The organism is Rhodococcus sp. 4CII (genome assembly GCF_014256275.1).
Lineage (GTDB): Bacteria > Actinomycetota > Actinomycetes > Mycobacteriales > Mycobacteriaceae > Rhodococcus_F > Rhodococcus_F wratislaviensis_A.
Map to the genome: position 1 here is coordinate 5,469,439 of NZ_JACCFE010000002.1, position 20,105 is coordinate 5,489,543.

Genomic DNA, 20,105 nt, shown 5'->3' on the forward strand with positions numbered 1-20,105 from the left:
GGTGACCTCCGCAAACCCGGGACAGGTGTATGCGCCCCACGTATACAGAGGTGTATTCGTGGGGGGAACAGTAAGCGGCCGTTGTTGCGTACGAATGTCTGTCGGTGACGTGTTCGTGACACCGATTACGGTGGTGTGAACAACCGCGCACAGTGCCCCGTCGCGGCCGGGAACCGGTGTGCGCTAACGGATCAGATACGGGGAGACCGAACTCTGGTGCTCGCTGATGTCGAGTTGTTTGCCGAGCGGCGGGAACGCGCGCTGCGGGCAGTTGACGCGCTCGCATACCCGGCAGCCGGCGCCGATGGGGGTCCCGGGGTTGGAATCGTCGAGATCGAGACCGTCGCCGTAGACGAGACGGTGGGCGTGCCGGATCTCGCAACCGAGCCCGATTGCGAAGATCTTCGCGGGCTGACCGTAACGCTGGGCGCGGCGTTCGACGGTGCGGGCGATCCACAGGTACCGCCGGCCGTCCGGCATCTGCGCGATCTGATTCATGATCTTGCCCGGGTACGCGAACGTCTCGTACACGTTCCACAGCGGGCACGTGCCGCCGCTGGTGGAGAAGTGGAACCCGGTGGCGGACTGCCGTTTCGACATGTTGCCCGCTCGGTCGACCCGGACGAACATGAACGGCACCCCGCGCAGCTTCGGACGCTGCAGCGTCGAGAGACGGTGGCAGATCGTCTCGTAGCTCACCGAGTAGAACGCCGACAACCGCTCGATGTCGTACCGGAAGTCCTCAGCCACGTCGTGGAACTGACCGTAGGGGAGGACGGTGGCCGCGGCGAAGTAGTTGGCCAGCCCGAGCCGGGCCAGCGCCACCGACTCGTCGCTCGTGAAGCCGCCCTCCGCCACCAACTTGTCGAGCAGGTCGCCGTACTCGAGGAACGCCAGTTCGGTCGCGAACTTGAACACCTGCTGCCCGCCCGACAGGTGCGGCGAGATCTCCAGCAACCGAGACTCCGGGTCGTACCGGTGCAGGACATTCTCGCCGAGGTCGATGCGGCGGACGATCTGCACGTCGTGCACGGTCTGCAACCTCCGGGCGATCTCACCGCCGACGTCGCCCCGGTGGAACCGCATGCGCGCGGTCAGTTCCTCCGCCGCCGTGTCCAGGTCGTGCAGATAGTTCTGCCGCTGATAGAAGTAGTCGCGGACCTCCTCGTGCGGCATCGTGATCGCGCCGCTGCCGCTGCCGTCGCTGTAGCGGTCCTCCGTCGCGAGCGCCAGCTGGGCGGTGGTGTTGCGGAAGCGGCGGTGCATGTTGACCATCGCCTTCGCCAGTCCGGGATGCGACGCCACCATCTCGGCGATCTCCTGGGCGTCCGCGTCGATGCCCATCTCCTGGTCCAGCGCCACCTCGCGCATTTCCGCGATCAGGCGTGTGTCGTCTTGGGAGGAGAAGAACGTGGTGTCGACGCCGAACACCTCGCTGATCCGCAGCAGCACCGGCACCGTCAGCGGCCGGACGTCGTGCTCGATCTGATTGAGATAGCTCGCGGAGATCTCCAGCGTCTTCGCCAGCGCCGCCTGGCTCAGACCGCGCTCGGTACGGAGCTGACGCAACCGGGTGCCGACGAAGGTCTTGGACATACGGCAATGGTACCGACGCAGGTCAGATGTGCGAACGGAACCTTCGCAAGATTCGCTCGCGTGGTCGGGGTGCGGTGTCGCGGGTGGCTGTGCCTTTCGGCGCATCGGAGACGCCGGACGGTACGTTCACCCCACGCTCGGGCCTTCGAGGGTCGTTCGCAGGCGAGTCGGCCAGTGATTGCAGTCACACCGATCCCGCCGGGTGGTGTGCCGCGGCACGGGCGACGGGTCCCGGAGGGAAGAAATACCTGTGTACGACGAGTTGCGTGCATTGGGTTCACCACCTGCGACTTCTTGCTACTGGCGAGTATTTTTCCTGCCCGGTCGGGCAGGCGAAGGGCTGATCTTTCTTAACAGTCTTTGCAAATGGCTGTGAAAAGCTAGCCAAGATTGGCATTAGCAACAGGTAGACGGCACTTTTTGCTTATGTCATTCTCGGTGAGTACATACGAAGGGCCTGGCAAGGATGTGAAGCAGTACATCCGTACCGGACCAGCAGATCGAAGAGAGTGGAGTCTTGATGTCGACCACCGGCACCCCGAAGACCGCAGCTGAAATCCAGCAGGATTGGGACACCAACCCGCGCTGGAAGGGCGTCACCCGTAACTACACGGCCGATCAGGTCGCCAAGCTCCAGGGCACCGTCGTAGAGGAAGCCACCCTCGCTCGCCGTGGTTCGGAGATCCTGTGGGACCTCGTCAACAACGAGGACTACATCAACTCCCTGGGCGCCCTCACCGGCAACCAGGCTGTTCAGCAGGTCCGCGCCGGCCTGAAGGCCATCTACCTGTCCGGTTGGCAGGTTGCCGGCGACGCGAACCTCTCGGGCCACACCTACCCGGACCAGAGCCTGTACCCCGCCAACTCGGTGCCGCAGGTCGTGCGCCGCATCAACAACGCGCTGCTGCGCGCCGACGAGATCGCCAAGGTCGAGGGCGACACGTCCGTCGACAACTGGCTCGCTCCGATCGTCGCCGACGGTGAAGCCGGCTTCGGTGGCGCGCTCAACGTCTACGAGCTGCAAAAGGCCATGATCGCCGCCGGTGTCGCCGGTTCGCACTGGGAGGACCAGCTCGCGTCGGAGAAGAAGTGTGGCCACCTCGGTGGCAAGGTGCTCATCCCCACGCAGCAGCACATCCGCACCCTGACCTCGGCTCGCCTCGCGGCCGACGTCGCGGACGTTCCCACCGTGGTCATCGCCCGCACCGACGCCGAGGCCGCGACCCTCATCACGTCCGACGTCGACGAGCGCGACCGTGAGTTCCTCGACGGCACCCGCACCGCCGAGGGCTTCTACGGCGTGAAGAACGGCATCGAGCCCTGCATCGCCCGCGCCAAGGCGTACGCGCCGTACTCCGACCTCATCTGGATGGAGACCGGCGTGCCGGACCTCGAGGTCGCGAAGAAGTTCGCCGAGTCCGTTCGCAGCGAGTTCCCGGACCAGCTGCTCGCCTACAACTGCTCGCCGTCCTTCAACTGGAAGGCGCACCTGGACGACTCGACCATCGCGAAGTTCCAGAAGGAGCTCGGCGCGATGGGCTTCAAGTTCCAGTTCATCACCCTCGCCGGCTTCCACTCGCTCAACTACGGCATGTTCGACCTGGCGCACGGCTACGCCCGCGAGGGCATGACTGCCTTCGTCGACCTGCAGGAGCGCGAGTTCAAGGCCGCCGAGGAGCGTGGCTTCACCGCCATCAAGCACCAGCGTGAGGTCGGTGCCGGCTACTTCGACAGCATCGCCACCACGGTCGACCCCAACACCTCGACGGCTGCTCTGAAGGGCTCCACCGAAGAGGGTCAGTTCCACTGAGTCTTGTCCTTCAAGGCTCGACCGATCACGGTTTCACCTGATCTACCCGACCCCGGGGAGGGGCCCGCACCAGGGCCCCTCCCCGGGTGACGACTCCACTAGACGAAAAGGAGCTGACGTGACCAGCGAAAAGATTCAGCGCGTCGGCGTGATCGGCGCCGGGATCATGGGTGCCGGAATCGCAGAGGTGTGCGCTCGCGCGCACGTCGACGTCCTGGTGTTCGAGCAGACCCGCGAGCTTGCGGCGGCGGGACGTTCGCGCATCCTGCGTTCGCTCGACCGTGGGGTGAGCAGCGGCAAGATCACCGAGCGCGAACGTGAGCAGGCTGCCTGGCGGTTGCGGTTCACCTCCGACCTCGGTGATTTTGCGGACCGGCAGTTCGTCGTGGAGGCCGTCGTCGAGGACGAGAAGGTGAAGAGTGAAATCTTCACCGAACTCGATCAGGTCGTGACAGATCCGAATGCTGTGCTGGCGTCCAACACGTCATCGATTCCGATCATGAAGCTGGGCATCGCCACCAAGTCCCCGGACCGGGTCATCGGTATGCACTTCTTCAACCCCGTGCCGGTTCTTCCCCTGGTCGAGCTGGTGACCACGCTGAAGACGAGCAAGTCGGTGTCCGAGCGGGCGGAGGCCTTCGCGAGCGACGTGCTGGGCAAGCAGGTCGTCCGTTCCGCGGACCGCTCCGGATTCGTCGTCAACGCCCTCCTTGTGCCGTACCTGCTCTCCGCGATCCGCATGGTGGAGTCCGGGTTCGCCACCAAGGAAGACATCGACAAGGCAACGGTTCTCGGCCTCGCGCACCCGATGGGTCCGCTCGCGCTGACCGACCTGGTGGGGCTGGACACGGTCAAGTCCATCGCCGACTCCATGTACGAAGAGTTCAAGGAGCCCCTGTATTCGGCGCCGCCGCTGCTGCTTCGCATGGTCGAGGCCGGGTTGGTCGGCAAGAAGTCCGGCGCGGGATTCTACGAGTACGGCGACAACGGCCGTGCGAGCAAGAAGGCCAGCTAGTAGGTAGGTAGGCGACTACGCCTGTGCGCCTTTCACGACCACTGGCGGTTGTGAGAGGCGCACAGGTGCATCGAGCCCAGAGGCATTCGCAGCCACTGGACTGAGCCCAGAAAGGTCGACCGCATGTCCAGCACCGCAGCATACGGATCCAGCATCCTGGGGTATCCCCGCATCGGACCTCACCGCGAACTCAAGCGTGCCCTCGAGTCCTACTGGCACGGCACGAGCACGAAGGAAGCACTCGTCGCCGTCGCCCGGGATCTGCAGGAGGAGACGTGGAGTGAGCTCGCCGCGACCGGTCTGACGCAGGTCCCGGGCAACACGTTCTCCTACTACGACCACGTACTCGACAATGCGTTGCTGTTCGGTGCCGTGCCCGAGCGGTTCACCCCGCTCGAGAGTCAGCTCGACCCGCTGGACTTCTACTTCACGCTCGCGCGGGGTGAGCCGGACTTCCCGCCGCTCGAGTTGGTGCGGTTCTTCGGCACCAACTACCACTACCGTCAGCCCGAACTGGACGAGAACACCGAGTTCTCGCTGCGGTCCGAGACGGTGTTGGACGAATTCGAGAGGGCGAAGGCGCGTGGCATCGAATTGCGTCCCGTCGTGCTGGGTCCCGTCTCTCTGCTTCTGCTGTCGAAGATCGGTCCGACGTCGAAGCGGCACGGCTTCTCGACCCTCGATCTGCTGGACAAGTTGCTGCCGGAGTACGAGCGGTTGTTCGAGCAGCTCGCGAAGGCCGGCGCCACGTGCGTCCAGTTGGACGAGCCGTCGTTCACCGAGGACCGCACGCCGGAGGAACTGGCTGCACTGGCCCGGACGTACGAGAAGTTGTCGCACGCGCCGCTGCGTCCCCGCATCCTGGTGACCGGTCCGTACGGGCACCTCGGGGAGGCTCTCGCGATCCTGGCCTCCACCAAAGTGGAGGCTCTGGGCCTCGACCTCGTCAGTCACCGGCTCACTGCCGACGAGCTGGCGAAGATCCCGGGCATCAAGCGCAAGCGGATCTACGCCGGCGTGGTCGACGGCCGGAACGTGTGGCGGGTCGACCGGTACAACACGCTGACGTACCTCAACACGTTGAAGGACGTGGTGCCGGATCTGGTGGTGTCGACGTCGACGTCGTTGCTGCACGTGCCGTACGACGTGTTGTCCGAGTACGACATTCCGGGCGACGTCGCGGACCGCCTGGCGTTCGCGAAGCAGAAGGTCGGAGAGGTGGTCTCGCTGGCCAAGGCGCTCACCGAGGGGCCGTCCGACAAGTGGCGCAAGCGTCCCACGTCGGTGCACTTCAAGCTCAAGCACGCGGTGCGGGCCCGGGTCAACGCGATCAAGCCGGACGACCGCATCCGGGTTCCGTACGAGGAACGGCGGGTTGCCCAGCAGGAGCGCCTGAACCTGCCGCTGGTTCCGGCGACGACCCTCGGTTCGTTCCCGCAGACGAGCGAGATCCGCCGGGCCCGGTACGAACTGGGTCAGGGACGCCTCGAGTGGGACGAGTACTACAAGCGTATCCAGGCGGAGATCGAAAGCACGATCCGGTTGCAGGAGGACATCGGTCTCGACGTCTTGGTGCACGGCGAGCACGAACGCAACGACATGGTGCAGTACTTCGCGGAGCTTCTCGAGGGGTACGCCTTCACCCACAACGGCTGGGTGCAGGCGTACGGCTCGCGGTGTACGCGTCCGCCGATCCTCTACGGGGACGTGTCGCGGCCGAAGTCGATGACCGTCGAATGGATCGCGTACGCGCAGTCGCTGACGGACAAGCCGGTCAAGGGCATGCTCACCGGCCCGGTGACGATGATCGCGCGCTCGTTCGTCCGGCAGGATCAGCCGCTGTACGAGACGGCCGACCAATTGGCGTTGGTGATTCGCGACGAGATCGCCGATCTGGAGGCGGCGGGCATCGCGATCATCCAGGTCGACGAGCCGGCCATCCGGGAACTGCTGCCGCTGCGGGAGAACGGCCGCGAGGCCTACCTCGAGTGGGCGGTCGACGCGTTCCGTCTCGCGACGGGTGGGGCGAAGCCGGAGACTCAGATCCACACCCATCTCACGTACACGAGCCGGGCGTCGGTGGTCGACGCCATAGAACGGCTCGACGCGGACGTCACTGCGATCGTGGCGACGCGCTCCATCACGTGGGTGCTCGATGCGATCAAGGAGCGGGCGCTGACGCACGGCGTCGGGCCGGGTGTGTACGAAAGCCGGTCTGCCCGGATTCCGGACATCGACGAGTTGGACGAACTGCTCACCGAGGCCGGCGAGTCGGTGTCGCTCGAGCGGTTGTGGGCGAACCCGGACGGTGGCCTGAAGACCCGGCACTACTGGCAGCTCGAGCCCTCACTGCGCAACCTGGTGGCGGCCGCGAAGCGTCTGCGCAGGCGGGCGGAGAAGGAAGATTCCGAGGACTGATTCGTCCGGCGTGTTCGGGGTCACCGCCTGAAGGGTGGCCCCGAACGTGCGTTCGGCGCTGCAGACATGTAGGCATGTAAGCATGGTTACCGCAGCCGCATACGCAGTTACGTCCGCCGAAGGCTCCTTCGAGAAGACCACCATCGATCGCCGCGAGCTCGGACCGCTCGACGTGCTCATCGAGATCAAGTTCGCCGGCATCTGTCACTCCGACATTCACACCGCACGGAACGAGTGGGGCGGCACCCGGTATCCGGTCGTGCCCGGACACGAGATCGCGGGTGTCGTGGCGGCGGTCGGAGCCGACGTCACGAAACACCGGGTCGGCGACCGCGTCGGCGTCGGTTGCTTCGTCGACTCCTGCGGGGAGTGCGACGCCTGCACGGCGGACGAGGAACAGTACTGCGTCCACCGGGCCACCGGAACGTACAACGCCGAGGGGCGTGACGGCGAGCGGACGCAGGGCGGCTATTCGACGCACATCGTCGTGACGGAACGATTCGTCCTGTCCATCCCCGACAGCCTCGAACTGGACGTCGCGGCGCCGCTGCTCTGCGCGGGGATCACGCTCTACTCACCCCTCGCGCACTGGGGAGCAGGGCCGGGGAAGAGGGTCGCCATCATCGGAATGGGCGGACTCGGACACGTCGGTGTGAAGATCGCGCATTCGATGGGCGCCGAGGTCACCGTGCTCAGCCAGTCCCTCGGCAAGAAGGACGACGGGCTGAAGTTCGGCGCCGACCACTACTACGCCACCTCTGATCCGGCCACGTTCACGCAGTTGCGTGGACACTTCGACCTCATCGTCAACACCGTCTCGGTGAACCTCGACATCGACGCGTACCTGTCGATGCTCGCGATCAACGGCACCCTCGTCGAACTGGGTCTACCCGAGAAGCCGATCGAGGTGCGCGCGTTCAGCCTCGCGGCCAACCGGCGCAGCCTGGCCGGTTCGATGGTGGGCGGCATCGCGCAGACCCAGGAGATGCTGAACTTCTGCGCCCAGCACGCCATCGGGGCCGAGATCGAGGTGATCTCCGCGGGCGAGATCGACGAAGCCTACGACCGGGTCGTCGCCAGCGACGTGCGGTACCGATTCGTGATCGACACGGCAACGATCTGACTCACTGATCGCCGAGTTGGTCTCGCAACGATGCCAATGTCTTCGCCAGCAGGCGCGAGACGTGCATCTGCGAGATACCGACCCGGTCGGCGATCTGAGTCTGGGTCATGTTGCCGAAGAAGCGGAGCATGAGAACGGTCCGCTCACGTTCGGGCAGTGATTGAAGCAGCGGGCGCAGAGTCTCGTGGTTCTCGACGTCGTCCATCGCGGCGTCGTAGTCGCCGAGCGTCTCCACCATGGACAGCTCGCCGGCGCGGTCCGAGGACGTGTTGTCGACGGACACGGTCTGATAGGCGTTGCCGGCGAGGAGACCCTGCGCCACCTCCTCCTGTTCGAGGTCGAGATGCTCGGCGAGTTCGCTGACGGTGGGGGCGTGGCCGAGGCTCTGGGACAGTTCCGCGACGGCCTGGCTGAGTGCGAGGTGCAGTTCCTTCATGCGGCGCGGCACCCGGACCGCCCACCCGGTGTCGCGGAAGTGCCGCCGGACCTCACCCATGATGGTCGGGACGGCGAACGACACGAAGTCGGATCCACGCTCGACGTCGAAGCGATCCACCGAGTTGACCAGGCCCAGACGCGCGACCTGGACCAGATCGTCGTGCGCCTCACCGCGGCCGTCGAAACGTCGTGCGATGTGCTCGGCGAGTGGGAGGCAGCGAGTCACGACGGCGTCGCGCAGTCTGCTGCGCCGGGGGTCGTCCTCGTCGAGGGCTGCCATCTGTTCGAACAGTGCTGTGACGTCCTGATACTCGTCCGGCCAACGGGCCGTGTGCCCCCCACCGTGAGTATGGGACGTCACAGAGTCAGGCCGTTCTTCACCTTGGTGAATTCCATGGTGGTGACGAACCCCGCGGTGACGGGATCGCGTTCCTGTCTCAGATCGACCGAATCGGTCAGGGCGTTGAGCACGTGCCAGGCGAACGAACGCTCGCCGAGAGAGTCGACCGACCTGGTGGTGCTCGACACGTCCACTCGCAGGGTGCCGTCCAGATATTGCAGGCGGCACACCAGGACTGCGTCCGGTGTCGCCCGGACGATCAGCTGGGTACAGATCTCGTCCATGGCCAGTTTGATGTCGGCGATGGAGTCGAGGTCGAAATCTTCGTGGATGGCAACGGTAGCTGCCAGGGCGCGCAGTACGGACAGCTGATCAGGCGTTGCTCGCACGCGCAGTTCGACGACGGGATGTCTGTGATCCTGGTCGGGTTCGATTGTCTTGGCGATGGCCATGAGACCTCCGGGTCGGGCGTTCCGGGCTTACGCGGGCGGTGGGGTCGGCTCGCGCTGCTGAGAAATCAGGGTAGCGATCCGGCGACACCGCAGGTGGAATACCGCAGAACAGGGCCGATCAAACCAGTCCGATCAGTACGTTTGCCCGAGTAATGTTGGCGGGACGACCAGCGTTCCTCCGGCCCTGGGCAGGGGCATGGTGGTCACGGGAGACGAGCGGGATGCCTGACGAGATTCACCTGCACACGTTGACGAGTGACGCCGACACCGCGAGCTTCGACGCGGTCTCGGCGTCGCTCGAATCGGTGCTCGCGCTGCTCGAGACCGAGGACGAGGCCGACGACGCGCTGCACACGCTGTGCCTTCAGGTGGTCCAGGCGTTCCCAGGCGCTGCGATGGCCGGGGTCACCGTTCTCCGATCGACGGGTCCCGTGACGGCGGCGGCGACATCGGACGAGGCGGCACGACTGCAGGAGCTGCAACACCGCCTCGGCGAGGGTCCTGCGCTCGACGCCGCACGCTCCGGCGACACCGTGCGGGCCGACCGGGCGGGCGCGCTTGAGAGGTGGCCTGCGTACGCCGCGAATTCCGCACAGGCCGGTGTGCACAGTTATCTGTCGGTTTCGTTACTGCCCGGCACGGAGCGGCCCGGCGCTCTGAACATGTACGGCGTGCTGCCTCACGCCTTCCACCGGATGGACGAGTCCGTACTCGAGCTGTACGTCGAGGCGGCCGCCGTCGCGGTGCGCAATGCGCGGCGGTACGGCGAAGCCCGGCATCTGATCGAGCAGCTTCGGATCGCGCTGCAGTCGCGTGCGGTCATCGACCAGGCGAAGGGAATCGTGATGGCGCTGCGCGGTCTCGACGCCGAGACTGCTTTCGACGTTCTCGTCGCGCGCTCTCAGCGCGAAAACGTGAAACTGCGCGTGGTCGCAGAACGTGTCGTCGCGGCTGTTTCCGGGCGTGCATCCGTGCATAACGGTTTGTAATCGCTCACCTGGGCAAATGAGGGCTCGAGTATCTGTTATTTCCTTGTGACACATCACAGGCGGGAGTAGTCTCGAACCGAGGTTGAACACACAGCCGATGTCGGGAAGCGCTGCCGTAGCAGACAGTGTCATGTGTCCGAGGTCGGGTCTGTCTGCAAGTGCTCCGTTTCCCTACTCAATGTTCGAGATGGGGTGAGCCATGTCTGGTGGTGCAGGGGTCCCAGAACCTGAACTGGCGTGTTCGGGCACGGAGTTCGGTACCGGTTACAAGCCGAGGGTAACGCTCTCGGCCGTCGGTTCCGCTCCGACACGCTGTGGGAGCGCGGAATTCACTTCCGAGCGACTCGGGTCCGGGGTGGTGTTGGTAGGGGTGCGGGGCGAGATCGACCTGTTCAGTGCAGCGGTCTTCCGTGACTACGTGTGCACGCAGATTTCGCCGGAGGGGCAGTTCATCCTCGACATGTCGAAGGTGGACTTCATCGGAACCGCGGGTCTGTCGGTGCTCGACAGCGTGCACACGCGACACGTCCGGGACGGGCGGACGTGGGCGATGATCTGCGGTCGGCCGGTCTATCGCCTGCTCAGGGCGGCCGGTCAGGAGTCGAGTTACCCGTGCTTCGCTTCCGTGGACAGTGCCCTCGGGGCCTGGCACGGAAGAACGGCTTGATCGATCGAACCGGCGCCCACACTCAGTGGGCGCCGGTTCGACTCGTGCGCGGAGGAGCCGACACGCAGCGCCCGTACGCGCGCAGGGTGTCGGTGGCGACGCGGTCCCACGAGTAGCGTGCCCGCGCGCGGTCGCATCCCGCCATGCCGTAACCGGTGCGCAGGGCGTCGTCGTCGAAGATCTGCCGCAGGGCCTCGGCCAGGCGGACCGGATTGCGAGGCGAGATCAAGCGGCCCGTGATTCCATCGACCACCGTGTCCCGCATGCCGCCGACAGCGGACGCCACCACCGGGGTTCCGCAGGCCATCGCTTCGAGCGGAACCATGCCGAACGGCTCGTACCACGGGGTGCACACGACGGCATCCGCGGAACGCAGCAGCGACGGCATGGCGTTTCTCGGCACGCGCCCGACGATCCGCACCCGGTTGCGCACCTTGGTTTCCCGGGCCAGCGTCATCAGCCGCGACGCTTCGGGGTCGTCGGCGACGTCGTCCGCGGCGGGCCCACCGGCGATGACGAGTTCGGTGTCGGGGAAGTGCGAGAGCGCCTCGATCGCGGTGTCGAAACCCTTGCTCGGCGCGAGCCTGCCGACCATGACGAGCCGATGGCGCTTGCCCTTCTCGTCGGCGCGGCCGTCGGGTGTGAACTCGGTGACGTCGACACCGGACGGGACTACGGACGTGCGCGAGCGGGGCAGGCCGAGATGGGAGAGCTCGAACACCTCGTCCGTGCACGTCGCCACCACCCGGGTGGCTCCGCGGGCGATCAACTGCTCCAGGTGAATTCGGCTGTGGGTGCTCGACGGCTCCGCGGGCTCGAATCTCTGTTCCACCACGCCCAGCGCATGGAACGTCTGGACCACCGGAATGCCGAGCGTCCGGGCGGCGAGTTGCGTCGCGATGCCGGACATCCAGTAGTGGGCGTGGACGATGTCGGGTCGCGCGGACTCCCATTCCGTCTTCAGGAAGCTGCCGAATGTGCCCATCAGCGGCAGGATCTCGGCTTCCGGTAGCCGGCGGGCCGGCCCGACCGGCACGTGCACGACGGTGTATCCGGCCGCCGTCGTAACCCGTTCGGGGACGTCGTCGCTCTCCGCCCGCGTGTAGACGGTGACGTCGTGCCCCTCTCTCGTGAGAGCGGCGGACAGTTCGGCAAGGTGAATGCTTTGGCCCCCGACGTCGGCGCCGTCCGCGATGTCGAGCGGACTGGCGTTGGCCGAGACCATCGAAATCCTCAATCGTCTCGAGGTGCTGACGGTAGCCGTTCTCATCGGCTGCACGCCGCACACGGGAGGTCTCGGTTCACGATGTATGGCGGTCATGCCACGGGGATTCCCGAACTGCGGGTTTGTAAACCGACCGACTCGCCCTCTGTCACGAGACGGGTGCCACCGAGGCCGGCCCGTGTTGCGAACTAATACCAGCGTCGCCTACCGCCGACCGCACGCCCGGTGGCGCCGAGAATCCACAGGATCGCGCCGATCACGAGGAGGATGATGCCGATCGTCCACAGCCACGTGAGGCCGGTCAGCCACCCGATCAGGAGCAAGATCAGTCCGAGCACGATCATGACGTCCCTCGATTCTTCATGCCACCGGGGTGAGGAGCGAATCCGGTTCCGGACCCTCACGCACCCCGTCGACCCCTGCGCCCATTGCGTAGGTCAGATGCCCGCCCAACGCGCCACCGATCCCGATCGCGAGGAGGCCCGCGGTACTCGTGGCGACAGCGCGTGCGTCCGTTCCGTGTCTGCGGCGGAGATAGGACGCGAGCATGGCGACGACCCCGACGGCGTTGGCCTCGGCGTGGATCAGTCCGACGCGACGCTGACGGGTGTCGCGTTCGGCCCAGTCCGCCCAGCCGGTCATCAGCGTCGGGGGAGCGGCGAGCAGTCCCAGGGCGATCAGCCTGCGCGCGCCGACGTGATCGCGAAGCGCCAGATCGAAGACGGTCGCGCCGACCCACGCCCCGATCGGAAGGCTCACGAGAACGGGATGCACCGGATGCCCGAGCCAGGATCCGCGCAGCAGTGGACCCGCCCCGGAGGAGCCGAGTGCTCCCCGGATCCTGTGTTGCAGAAACCGGCTGCTGCCGTCGAGGAAGGCGGCGGATTCCGCTTTCCGGAACAGACTCTCGAGCTTCATGACGACCGATTACCCAGGGCCGCGTGAAGAAAACCCGCCTACCTTGTCGTCGGTGCAGGTCGGGCGTAGCGTCGGGACCACGTTCTCGAAGGTGAGGTGAGTGCCGTGAAACTCAATCTCTTCGCTGCATGGGTCAGTTTCGCACTGGTGTTGCTCTCGGTGGTCTGTCTCGGCGGGTTCCTCGTCGCCGCAGGCTCGGGTCAGGGCGGCTGGGCGGTGATCGCCGGATCGATGTGCGTGGTCGCGTTGGCCGGGGCGATGGCGCTGTACGGCGGAACCGTGCGGCACGATCACCGGCTGCATCACGAAACGCCGCACCTGTTCTGACGGTGCGGCCTCACGATTCCGCGAGCCGCCGCTTCTCCTCGTCGATGTCGAACGCGGCGGGCGGCCAGTCGAGGTCGAGCTTCTCCAGGGCGTCGATCAGCAGTTCGGTGACCGCTATCCTGCTGTACCACTTGCGGTCGCACGGAACCACGTGCCACGGCGCGTACTCGGTCGACGTCCTGTCGAGCATCGCCTGATACGCCTCCTGGTACGCCGGCCACAACCTGCGCTCGTCGACGTCCGCGGGGTTGTACTTCCAGTACTTGTCCGGCCGCTCCAGCCGCTTGCGCAGCCGCGCCTTCTGTTCGTCGAGTGACACGAACATGGCCACCTTGACCAGGGTGGTGCCCGCCAGGACGAGTTCCTTCTCGAATTGGTTGATCGCGTCGTATCGCCCTGTCCAGACATCTTCAGGGACGAGGTTGTGGACCCGGACCACCAGCACGTCCTCGTAGTGCGACCGGTCGAACACCCCGAGTTGCCCGCCGCGGGGCAGGGCCTTGTTGATCCGCCACAGGAAGTGATGCCGTTTCTCCTCGGGGGTGGGCACTCCGAAGGAGGCGTGATCCACGCCCTGGGGGTCGACGTGACCGATGACGTGACGCACCATGCCGCCCTTCCCCGCGGTGTCCATCCCCTGGAGCACGAGGAGCACCGCCCGGTGGTCGCCGGATCGTCCGTTGGCGTAGAGCTTCTCCTGCAGAGTCGACAGCACCGCTCCGCGCTCCTCGAACAGCCGGAGGCCGTCCGATTTGTCGCCGACGAATCCGGGTGTGCCTTTGCAGTCGAGTTCGGCGACCCGGTGGTCCGGGTCTGCCCGCAGGGCCAGGGTGGCCGGCGTCTTCCAGAATCCGCGTCGGTTGTCTGCCATGTACAAACAGTGCCACAGGGGCGTTTCATGGAGGAATGGGCGGCGAGGTGAATCGTTGCCGTGTCCTGGTGATCGGGACCGGTTTCTCCGGTCTGGGCACGGCCATCCAGCTCCGCAAGCGGGGACGCGACGACTTCATCCTGCTGGAGGCGGCGCAGGAGGTCGGCGGCACCTGGCGGGAGAACACCTATCCGGGTTGCGCCTGCGATATCCCCTCGCACCTGTATTCGTTCTCGTTCGAGCCGAATTCGGACTGGACGCAGATGTGGTCGGGGCAGGCGGAGATCTTCGCCTACCTGCGCGGCCTCGCCGACAAATACGACCTGCGGCGCAACATCCATTTCGGGCGCACGATGACGGGCGGGTACTGGGACGCCGGCCGGCAACGATGGCACGTGCACACCGCGTCGGGCGACGAGTACGTGGCGCAATTCCTCGTGTCCGGGATCGGCGCCCTCCACATCCCGAACGTCCCCGATCTGCCCGGCGCCGCCACCTTCGCGGGTCCGGCGTTCCATTCGGCCAGGTGGAACCATGACTTCGACCTGCGCGGCAAGCGGGTCGCGGTGATCGGCACGGGTGCCAGCGCCGTCCAGTTCGTTCCCGAGATCATCGACGACGTCGCCGAATTGCAGATGTACCAGCGGACGCCGCCCTGGGTGATACCCCGCCTGAACTTCGACATCCCGCCGGAGGCGCGTCGCCTGTTCGGCCGGGTTCCGCTGATGCGCCGGATGGTGCGTGCCGCCGTCTACTGGTTGCAGGAGTCGCTGGCGCTCGGGTTCAACGGGCACCGCCGCCTGATGCGGCCGATCGAGAATCTGGCGCGGAGGAACTTGAACAAGACCGTCACCGATCCCGTGCTGCGTCGCAAGCTGACTCCGTCGTACGACATCGGCTGCAAGAGAATCCTCGGGTCGGGCGACTACTACCCGGCGCTCGTCTCGCCGAAATCGGAGGTGATCACCGAGGGCATCGCCGAGATCCGGCCCGGCAGCATCGTCGCGGGGGACGGGCGGGAACGGGCGGTCGACGCCATCATCTACGCCACGGGGTTCCATGTCACCGACGGCTTCGACAGTGTCGCCCTGACGGGTGTGGACGGCAGGAGCCTCGCCGACGAATGGGCGGAACACGGGATCCGCACGCACCTCGGGATCACCGTCGCGGGGTACCCCAACGCGTTCTTCCTCCTCGGTCCCAACACCGGGCTCGGTCACAATTCGGTGGTGTTCATGATCGAGTCGCAGATTCGTTACGTGCTGCAGCTGATGGACCTCGTCGACCGGCGGGGCGCCGATTCAGCGGTGGTCCGGCAGGCGGTGCAGAGTGGTTTCAACACGGACATCCAACGAAAGCTGGCAAAGGGCGTGTGGTCCAGCGGCGGATGCGTCAGCTGGTATCTGGATTCACACGGTGTCAACCGCACGATCTGGCCGGGTTCGACGGTGCGCTACTGGAGACGGACGCGCTCGATCGATCCTGCGGATTTCGAGTTCACACCCGCTTGAACGGCGGAGGTGTGACTCCGTCGACGAGGTGGCTGCCCCAGAGGTCGACGCCGGTGATGCGAGCGGTGGCTGTGCCTTCCGGGCCGGTGATCTGCAGTTCCGTGCCCGCAGACAGGTCGGTGTCCGCACCGAGGGCGTCCGTCAGGGTGCGGACTCGACCGTGCCACACGTACCGACCGCTGATGGGTTCGAAGTTTCCCGCCAGCTGGACCTGCACGGTCACGGCGGGGCGGTCGCCGACGACGACGTCGGCGGGGCCGCGGTAGCCCTCTTCTTCTTCCTCGTGTTCGTTCACACGGGGAAGTTTACCTGTTACTGGCGGTTACACAAGAATGGGTGAAGCTACTCTGCCTCGGACGGAAGGAGGGGGTGGGGGATCGCGTTGAAGCGAGCGGGCGACCCGTTCACGGCGGCGATGCCGGTGACGCCACCCCAGGTCATCATCGTGAGGTAGTTGATCAGATCCTCGACCGACATCGACCGGTTGGAGATCCACCAGTGCGTGGCCAGCTGCACGCCGCCGATGATCCCGTATGCCCACGGGACCGCCCCGCCGGAATCCATCTCCATCTGCCGCAGCCGCTCGCCGAGAACCGTGGAGAGCACCTCCGCGATCATTCGCTCCGAGTCGGCGACCGTGTCCCGGCCCGGCCCGGAACCGTTGGCCATGATGTACAGGTACACGTCGGGGTCCGACGCCACCGTCTCGACATATGCGGTGATGGTGGCCCGGGTCAGCTCGAAGTCGTCGAGGTCGCCGCCGATGGCCTCGTAGATCCGCGGCGCGAGCGTCGTCTCCACGTAGCGCGCCATGGTCGCGTTGGTCAGGTCGCTCTTGTCCGCGAAATAGCGGTAGAGGACGGTCTTCGAGACGCCGATCTCGGACGCGATCTCGTCCATCCCGATGTCGCGCCCGCGCAGGCGGATGGCGGCGATCGTGCCGTCGACGAGTTCCTCCCGGCGTGCGATCTTGTGCTCACGCCAGCGGCGCTTGCGCCCGTCGGGCTTTGCCGCCTTTTCCGTCTTCGTCGTCGACTCGGTCACCTGCTCGGCATCCTTCACGTCATCGTTCGCCACTGAGTCTCTTCACATCCGTTTCGTGTCACGATCTCCTGTCAGCTTAGTGCTCGGGTGTTGTCGCCCGGCACAACGCCGCTTGTGCGGGCGCGCGTCGATCGGCTGGACACCCGCCTCCGCGCCGACCTTGGGCACAATGGCGTCTGTGGACCAACTGAGTCTTTCCGCCTTCGACGACGATGCGAAGCGCCGCGACCTCCGCAGGATGAAGACTGTCGCGACCGGCTTCCTCGTCTTCGCCACCGTGGTCTACCTCCTCTGCAGGTGGCAGGAATCGCGCGGTGCGGGGGCGTGGGTGGGGTACGTGCGGGCCGCGTCGGAGGCCGGCATGGTCGGCGCGCTGGCCGACTGGTTCGCGGTGACCGCGCTGTTCCGGCATCCCCTGGGGCTGCCGATTCCGCACACCGCGATCATCAAGCGGAAGAAGGACCAGCTGGGCGCGAGTCTGAGCAATTTCGTCGGCCAGAACTTCCTCGCACCCGAGGTGGTGTCCGCGAAGGTGGAGGCGGCGGAGATCCCGCTGCGGCTGGGCACCTGGATGGCGCAGCCGCATCATGCCGCGCGGGTCGCCGCCGAGACGGCCACCATTCTGCGCGGCTTCGTCGAGATCCTGCGTGACGAGGACGTGCAGCAGATCATCGACAGCACCTTGGTGCGCAGGCTGGCCGAGCCCCAGTGGGGACCGCCGATCGGACGCGTCCTCGCCGAACTGCTCCGGGAGAACCGGCAGCTGCCCATCCTGGATCTGCTCGCCGAGCGGGCACATCAGTGGGCGCTGGGCAGTCAGGAGACGATCGACAGGATCGTCAGCCGCGATTCGCCCGCCTGGTCGCCCAAGTTCGTCGACGCCATGCTGGGCGAGAAGATTCACCGGGAACTGGTCGAGTTCACCTGGAAGGTGCGATCGAACCCGGAGCACGAGGTGCGGCAGGCGGCCAACCGGTTCCTGATCGACTTCGCCGACGACCTGCAGAACGATCCCGCGACCATGGAGAAGGCCGAGAAGATCAAGGCCGAGATCATGGGCCGCGAGGAGGTGACCGGCCTCGCCGCCGCGACCTGGAAGGTCGCCAAGCGCCTCATCATGGAATCCGTCGACGACCCGAACAGCACGCTGCGCACGAAGGTCGCGGAGAACGTCGTCCGGTTCGGCGAGCGGCTGCGGGACGACCACGAGCTGAGGGCCAAGGTCGACGGGTGGGTGCTCGCCGGGACGCGCTACGTCGTCGTCCATTACACCGACGAGATCACCGGAATCATCTCCGACACCGTCGAACGCTGGGACGCCGAGGAGGCGTCGAAGAAGATCGAGTTGCAAGTGGGACGGGACCTCCAGTTCATCCGCATCAACGGCACGGTTGTCGGTTCCATCGCGGGTCTGCTGATCTATACGTTCTCGACGCTGCTGTTCGGCTGACGATCGGCCCGCTAGCTGAGTGCTAACAGAGTGCTTGCAATTGCTAGCACCCTCCTTTAGGCTTGGTCTTGCCCAGCAACACGGAGGACTGATGGCAAGCGACGATCGCGACGCAGCCGGTGCAGGAGATCTGGCAGCTCGTGTAGTCAGCAATGCCGCTCACGACATCGGAGGTTTCATTCGTGCCCAGCGCGAAGCGGCCCAGGTGTCGATGCGGCAGCTGGCGCAGCTGGCCGGTGTCAGTAATCCGTATCTGAGTCAGATCGAACGTGGGTTGCGCAAGCCCTCGGCCGAGGTGCTTGGGCAGATAGCGAAGGGTCTCCGGGTGTCCTCGGAGGTCCTGTACGTCCAGGCGGGTTACCTCGAGCAGCGGCCACACGGCCCCCTCCGTGACGCTCTGCTCGCGGACACGGCCATCACCGAGCGGCAGAAGCAGGTGCTGCTCGAGATCTACGAGTCGTTCTGTCGTGAGAACGAATCGGCGGAAGCGGCCGAATCCCGGACGTCCGAGCTTCGGACAGATGAACACCAGCGTTCTGATTCGCAGACGCCGGAACCAGAACCCCCCACCGTTGAAGAGGAGAAAGCCGATGACTGACCAGAAGACCATCGACAGCGTGAAGACCTCGCTGTATGCCGCCGTAGGTGCCGGAGACGTCGTGGTGCAGGCCGTGGCCGACGTCGTCGCCCAGGTCCGCTCGCGTGCGGAGTCCACCCAGGGTGACGTCGAGGAGCGGGTCGGCGGCGCCAAGGAGCGCATCGCCGGCCTCCAGGAAGAGGTCACCGAGGGCGTCGAGAACCTGCGCGACCGCCTCGCCGGACTGCCGTCCGAGCTGCCCGAGGAGCTTGCCGAGCTGCGCGAGAAGTTCACCGCCGACGAGCTGCGCAAGGTCGCCGAGGCCTACCTGAAGGTCGCCTCCGACCTGTACACGTCGCTCGCCGAGCGCGGCGAGGACACGGTCGAGCGCATCCGCAAGCAGCCGGTCGTCGAGGAGGGCATCGGCCGCGCCGAGTCCGCTTTCGGTGACGCCGTCGAGCTGACCGAGGAAGCTCTCGGCACCGTCGCGCGGCAGACGCGCGCCGTGGGCGAGCAGGCCGCGAAGCTCGCGGGCCGCGCGTCGGGCCGCATCTCCGAGACCGCCGAGGGTCTCGGCGAGGCCATCGCCGACGCCGGCGACGAGGCTGCCCTGAAGGTTCTCGACCTGGGCGACCAGGCCGAGGCGGCGTCAAAGGATGCCGCCGAGCGCGTCACCGCCACCGCGGCCGACGTCCAGGCTCAGGCAGACAAGGCCGCCCCGGCCAAGCATGCCGCTCCGGCGAAGAAGGCCGCTCCGGCCAAGGCCGCGGCAACTCCCGCTCCGGCACCCGCCAAGAAGACCGCTGCTGCTCCCGCCAAGAAGACAGCTCCCGTCAAGAAGGCTTGATCCTTCACGCTTTTCGGCCCCCGCACCGCTGGTGCGGGGGCCGTTTGCGTGCCGACCTCGTAGGATGGTGCTGTGATTCAAGTTGACGGCGTCGTGTCGGTGATCTTGCTGGTGATTCGCATCATTGCCCTGGGTGGTGCGGCCTTCGCGCTGTTTCACGCGGCTCGCCAGCGCAAGGACGCGTTCACCGCGGTGGACAAGTTGAGCAAACCGATCTGGCTGAGCATTCTCGCCGTCGCGTTCCTCGTTCTCCTGCTGTTCCCCGCGGTCCAATTGTTCGGCATCGTCGCAGTCGTCGCAGTGTGCGTCTATCTCGTCGACGTACGTCCGCGTGTCGACGACGTGCAGCGCGGGCCTCGCTGGTAGCCGCGAACTCACTGTCTCTCCGCAACGAAGTCGTGGACTTCGCACGCCTCGATCATGACAATGGACATTGTGACAATGCTATGGTGGTGAGACGGCTACCGAGGAGCTGACATGTCCGTCG

The 20,105-nt window shown here is 66.0% G+C and carries 21 protein-coding genes; 12 read left to right on the forward strand and 9 right to left on the reverse strand.

Annotated elements, in window-relative coordinates; all coding sequences use genetic code 11:
- Positions 1–183: 183 nt before the first annotated feature.
- A complete protein-coding gene (gene ramB / locus H0B43_RS26010) occupies positions 184–1,596 on the reverse strand; it encodes an acetate metabolism transcriptional regulator RamB (RefSeq protein ID WP_185725308.1) in 1,413 nt (470 codons plus the stop codon).
- Positions 1,597–2,116: 520 nt separating this feature from the next.
- On the opposite strand from ramB, the gene aceA reads away from it, so the two are divergent.
- The 4 genes from aceA to H0B43_RS26030 all read left to right on the forward strand — a co-directional run bounded on the left by aceA (position 2,117) and on the right by H0B43_RS26030 (position 7,962).
- Positions 2,117–3,406, forward strand: coding sequence for an isocitrate lyase (gene aceA, locus H0B43_RS26015; RefSeq protein WP_185725307.1), 1,290 nt, complete (start codon positions 2,117–2,119; stop codon positions 3,404–3,406).
- A 118-nt stretch (positions 3,407–3,524) separates the two neighbouring features.
- A complete protein-coding gene (locus H0B43_RS26020) occupies positions 3,525–4,421 on the forward strand; it encodes a 3-hydroxybutyryl-CoA dehydrogenase (protein WP_185725306.1) in 897 nt (298 codons plus the stop codon).
- A 123-nt stretch (positions 4,422–4,544) separates the two neighbouring features.
- Positions 4,545–6,839: a 5-methyltetrahydropteroyltriglutamate--homocysteine S-methyltransferase gene (gene metE / locus H0B43_RS26025; protein ID WP_185725305.1), complete on the forward strand. Its 2,295-nt coding sequence runs from the start codon at positions 4,545–4,547 to the stop codon at positions 6,837–6,839.
- 82 nt (positions 6,840–6,921) lie between these two features.
- Positions 6,922–7,962, forward strand: a complete 1,041-nt coding sequence (locus H0B43_RS26030; RefSeq protein ID WP_185725304.1) for an NAD(P)-dependent alcohol dehydrogenase — start codon at positions 6,922–6,924, stop codon at positions 7,960–7,962.
- A 1-nt stretch (position 7,963) separates the two neighbouring features.
- On the opposite strand, the gene H0B43_RS26035 is transcribed toward H0B43_RS26030, so the two are convergent.
- Complete coding sequence (locus tag H0B43_RS26035; RefSeq protein WP_185725303.1) at positions 7,964–8,761, reverse strand: RNA polymerase sigma factor SigF; 798 nt, start codon at positions 8,759–8,761, stop codon at positions 7,964–7,966.
- Positions 8,758–9,192, reverse strand: coding sequence for an ATP-binding protein (locus tag H0B43_RS26040; protein WP_185725302.1), 435 nt, complete (start codon positions 9,190–9,192; stop codon positions 8,758–8,760). Before H0B43_RS26040 ends, H0B43_RS26035 begins: the two co-directional genes overlap by 4 nt.
- Before the next feature lie 221 nt (positions 9,193–9,413).
- Between H0B43_RS26040 and H0B43_RS26045 the strand changes: the two genes are divergently transcribed.
- Together H0B43_RS26045 and H0B43_RS26050 are read left to right on the forward strand one after the other, a co-directional pair.
- Positions 9,414–10,181, forward strand: a complete 768-nt coding sequence (locus H0B43_RS26045; RefSeq protein WP_185725301.1) for a GAF and ANTAR domain-containing protein — start codon at positions 9,414–9,416, stop codon at positions 10,179–10,181.
- Between the two features lie 355 nt (positions 10,182–10,536).
- Entirely contained in the window at positions 10,537–10,848 is a 312-nt protein-coding gene (locus tag H0B43_RS26050) for an STAS domain-containing protein (RefSeq protein ID WP_312033663.1), read from the forward strand.
- A 22-nt stretch (positions 10,849–10,870) separates the two neighbouring features.
- On the opposite strand, the gene H0B43_RS26055 is transcribed toward H0B43_RS26050, so the two are convergent.
- The 3 genes from H0B43_RS26055 to H0B43_RS26065 all read right to left on the reverse strand — a co-directional run bounded on the left by H0B43_RS26055 (position 10,871) and on the right by H0B43_RS26065 (position 12,991).
- Positions 10,871–12,073, reverse strand: coding sequence for a glycosyltransferase (locus H0B43_RS26055; RefSeq protein ID WP_185725300.1), 1,203 nt, complete (start codon positions 12,071–12,073; stop codon positions 10,871–10,873).
- 188 nt (positions 12,074–12,261) lie between these two features.
- Positions 12,262–12,417 carry a DUF6131 family protein gene (locus H0B43_RS26060; RefSeq protein WP_005251863.1) on the reverse strand — a complete coding sequence of 52 codons (156 nt, stop codon included), beginning with the start codon at positions 12,415–12,417 and terminating at the stop codon, positions 12,262–12,264.
- A 16-nt stretch (positions 12,418–12,433) separates the two neighbouring features.
- Positions 12,434–12,991: a DUF2231 domain-containing protein gene (locus H0B43_RS26065; RefSeq protein WP_185725299.1), complete on the reverse strand. Its 558-nt coding sequence runs from the start codon at positions 12,989–12,991 to the stop codon at positions 12,434–12,436.
- A 96-nt stretch (positions 12,992–13,087) separates the two neighbouring features.
- Between H0B43_RS26065 and H0B43_RS26070 the strand changes: the two genes are divergently transcribed.
- Complete coding sequence (locus tag H0B43_RS26070) at positions 13,088–13,318, forward strand: hypothetical protein (RefSeq protein WP_185725298.1); 231 nt, start codon at positions 13,088–13,090, stop codon at positions 13,316–13,318.
- Positions 13,319–13,328: 10 nt separating this feature from the next.
- Here H0B43_RS26070 and H0B43_RS26075 read toward each other — a convergent pair whose 3' ends face one another.
- Positions 13,329–14,189 carry a polyphosphate kinase 2 family protein gene (locus H0B43_RS26075; RefSeq protein WP_185725297.1) on the reverse strand — a complete coding sequence of 287 codons (861 nt, stop codon included), beginning with the start codon at positions 14,187–14,189 and terminating at the stop codon, positions 13,329–13,331.
- A gap of 35 nt (positions 14,190–14,224) precedes the next feature.
- Between H0B43_RS26075 and H0B43_RS26080 the strand changes: the two genes are divergently transcribed.
- Positions 14,225–15,700, forward strand: a complete 1,476-nt coding sequence (locus H0B43_RS26080; RefSeq protein ID WP_185725296.1) for an NAD(P)/FAD-dependent oxidoreductase — start codon at positions 14,225–14,227, stop codon at positions 15,698–15,700.
- Here H0B43_RS26080 and H0B43_RS26085 read toward each other — a convergent pair.
- Together H0B43_RS26085 and H0B43_RS26090 are read right to left on the reverse strand one after the other, a co-directional pair.
- Positions 15,687–15,995 (reverse strand): DUF4873 domain-containing protein, encoded by a 309-nt coding sequence (locus H0B43_RS26085; protein ID WP_185725295.1) that lies wholly within the window; start codon positions 15,993–15,995, stop codon positions 15,687–15,689. The genes H0B43_RS26080 and H0B43_RS26085 overlap by 14 nt on opposite strands.
- A 47-nt stretch (positions 15,996–16,042) precedes the next feature.
- The gene (locus tag H0B43_RS26090; protein ID WP_185725294.1) at positions 16,043–16,777 is read right to left on the reverse strand and encodes a TetR/AcrR family transcriptional regulator; all 735 of its coding nucleotides are present in this window, start codon (positions 16,775–16,777) and stop codon (positions 16,043–16,045) included.
- A 145-nt stretch (positions 16,778–16,922) separates the two neighbouring features.
- Here H0B43_RS26090 and H0B43_RS26095 point away from each other — a divergent pair, with 145 nt between their 5' ends.
- The 4 genes from H0B43_RS26095 (at position 16,923) to H0B43_RS26110 (ending at position 19,984) form a co-directional block, all read left to right on the forward strand.
- Entirely contained in the window at positions 16,923–18,194 is a 1,272-nt protein-coding gene (locus H0B43_RS26095; protein ID WP_185725293.1) for a DUF445 domain-containing protein, read from the forward strand.
- Positions 18,195–18,285: 91 nt separating this feature from the next.
- Positions 18,286–18,792 carry a helix-turn-helix domain-containing protein gene (locus tag H0B43_RS26100; RefSeq protein ID WP_185725292.1) on the forward strand — a complete coding sequence of 169 codons (507 nt, stop codon included), beginning with the start codon at positions 18,286–18,288 and terminating at the stop codon, positions 18,790–18,792.
- Positions 18,785–19,618: a major lipid droplet protein TadA gene (gene tadA / locus H0B43_RS26105; protein WP_185725291.1), complete on the forward strand. Its 834-nt coding sequence runs from the start codon at positions 18,785–18,787 to the stop codon at positions 19,616–19,618. Before H0B43_RS26100 ends, tadA begins: the two co-directional genes overlap by 8 nt.
- Before the next feature lie 72 nt (positions 19,619–19,690).
- Positions 19,691–19,984, forward strand: coding sequence for a DUF2516 family protein (locus tag H0B43_RS26110; RefSeq protein WP_185725290.1), 294 nt, complete (start codon positions 19,691–19,693; stop codon positions 19,982–19,984).
- Positions 19,985–20,105: the final 121 nt, after the last annotated feature.

Coding starts and splice junctions, on each gene's coding strand:
- ramB (WP_185725308.1), bottom strand. CDS start 1,596: ATGTCCAAGACCTTCGTCGGCACCCGGTTGCGTCAGCTCCGTACCGAG.
- aceA (WP_185725307.1), top strand. CDS start 2,117: ATGTCGACCACCGGCACCCCGAAGACCGCAGCTGAAATCCAGCAGGAT.
- metE (WP_185725305.1), top strand. CDS start 4,545: ATGTCCAGCACCGCAGCATACGGATCCAGCATCCTGGGGTATCCCCGC.
- H0B43_RS26030 (WP_185725304.1), top strand. CDS start 6,922: ATGGTTACCGCAGCCGCATACGCAGTTACGTCCGCCGAAGGCTCCTTC.
- H0B43_RS26040 (WP_185725302.1), bottom strand. CDS start 9,192: ATGGCCATCGCCAAGACAATCGAACCCGACCAGGATCACAGACATCCC.
- H0B43_RS26045 (WP_185725301.1), top strand. CDS start 9,414: ATGCCTGACGAGATTCACCTGCACACGTTGACGAGTGACGCCGACACC.
- H0B43_RS26055 (WP_185725300.1), bottom strand. CDS start 12,073: ATGGTCTCGGCCAACGCCAGTCCGCTCGACATCGCGGACGGCGCCGAC.
- H0B43_RS26060 (WP_005251863.1), bottom strand. CDS start 12,417: ATGATCGTGCTCGGACTGATCTTGCTCCTGATCGGGTGGCTGACCGGC.
- H0B43_RS26065 (WP_185725299.1), bottom strand. CDS start 12,991: ATGAAGCTCGAGAGTCTGTTCCGGAAAGCGGAATCCGCCGCCTTCCTC.
- H0B43_RS26075 (WP_185725297.1), bottom strand. CDS start 14,189: ATGGCAGACAACCGACGCGGATTCTGGAAGACGCCGGCCACCCTGGCC.
- H0B43_RS26080 (WP_185725296.1), top strand. CDS start 14,225: ATGGGCGGCGAGGTGAATCGTTGCCGTGTCCTGGTGATCGGGACCGGT.
- H0B43_RS26100 (WP_185725292.1), top strand. CDS start 18,286: ATGGCAAGCGACGATCGCGACGCAGCCGGTGCAGGAGATCTGGCAGCT.
- tadA (WP_185725291.1), top strand. CDS start 18,785: ATGACTGACCAGAAGACCATCGACAGCGTGAAGACCTCGCTGTATGCC.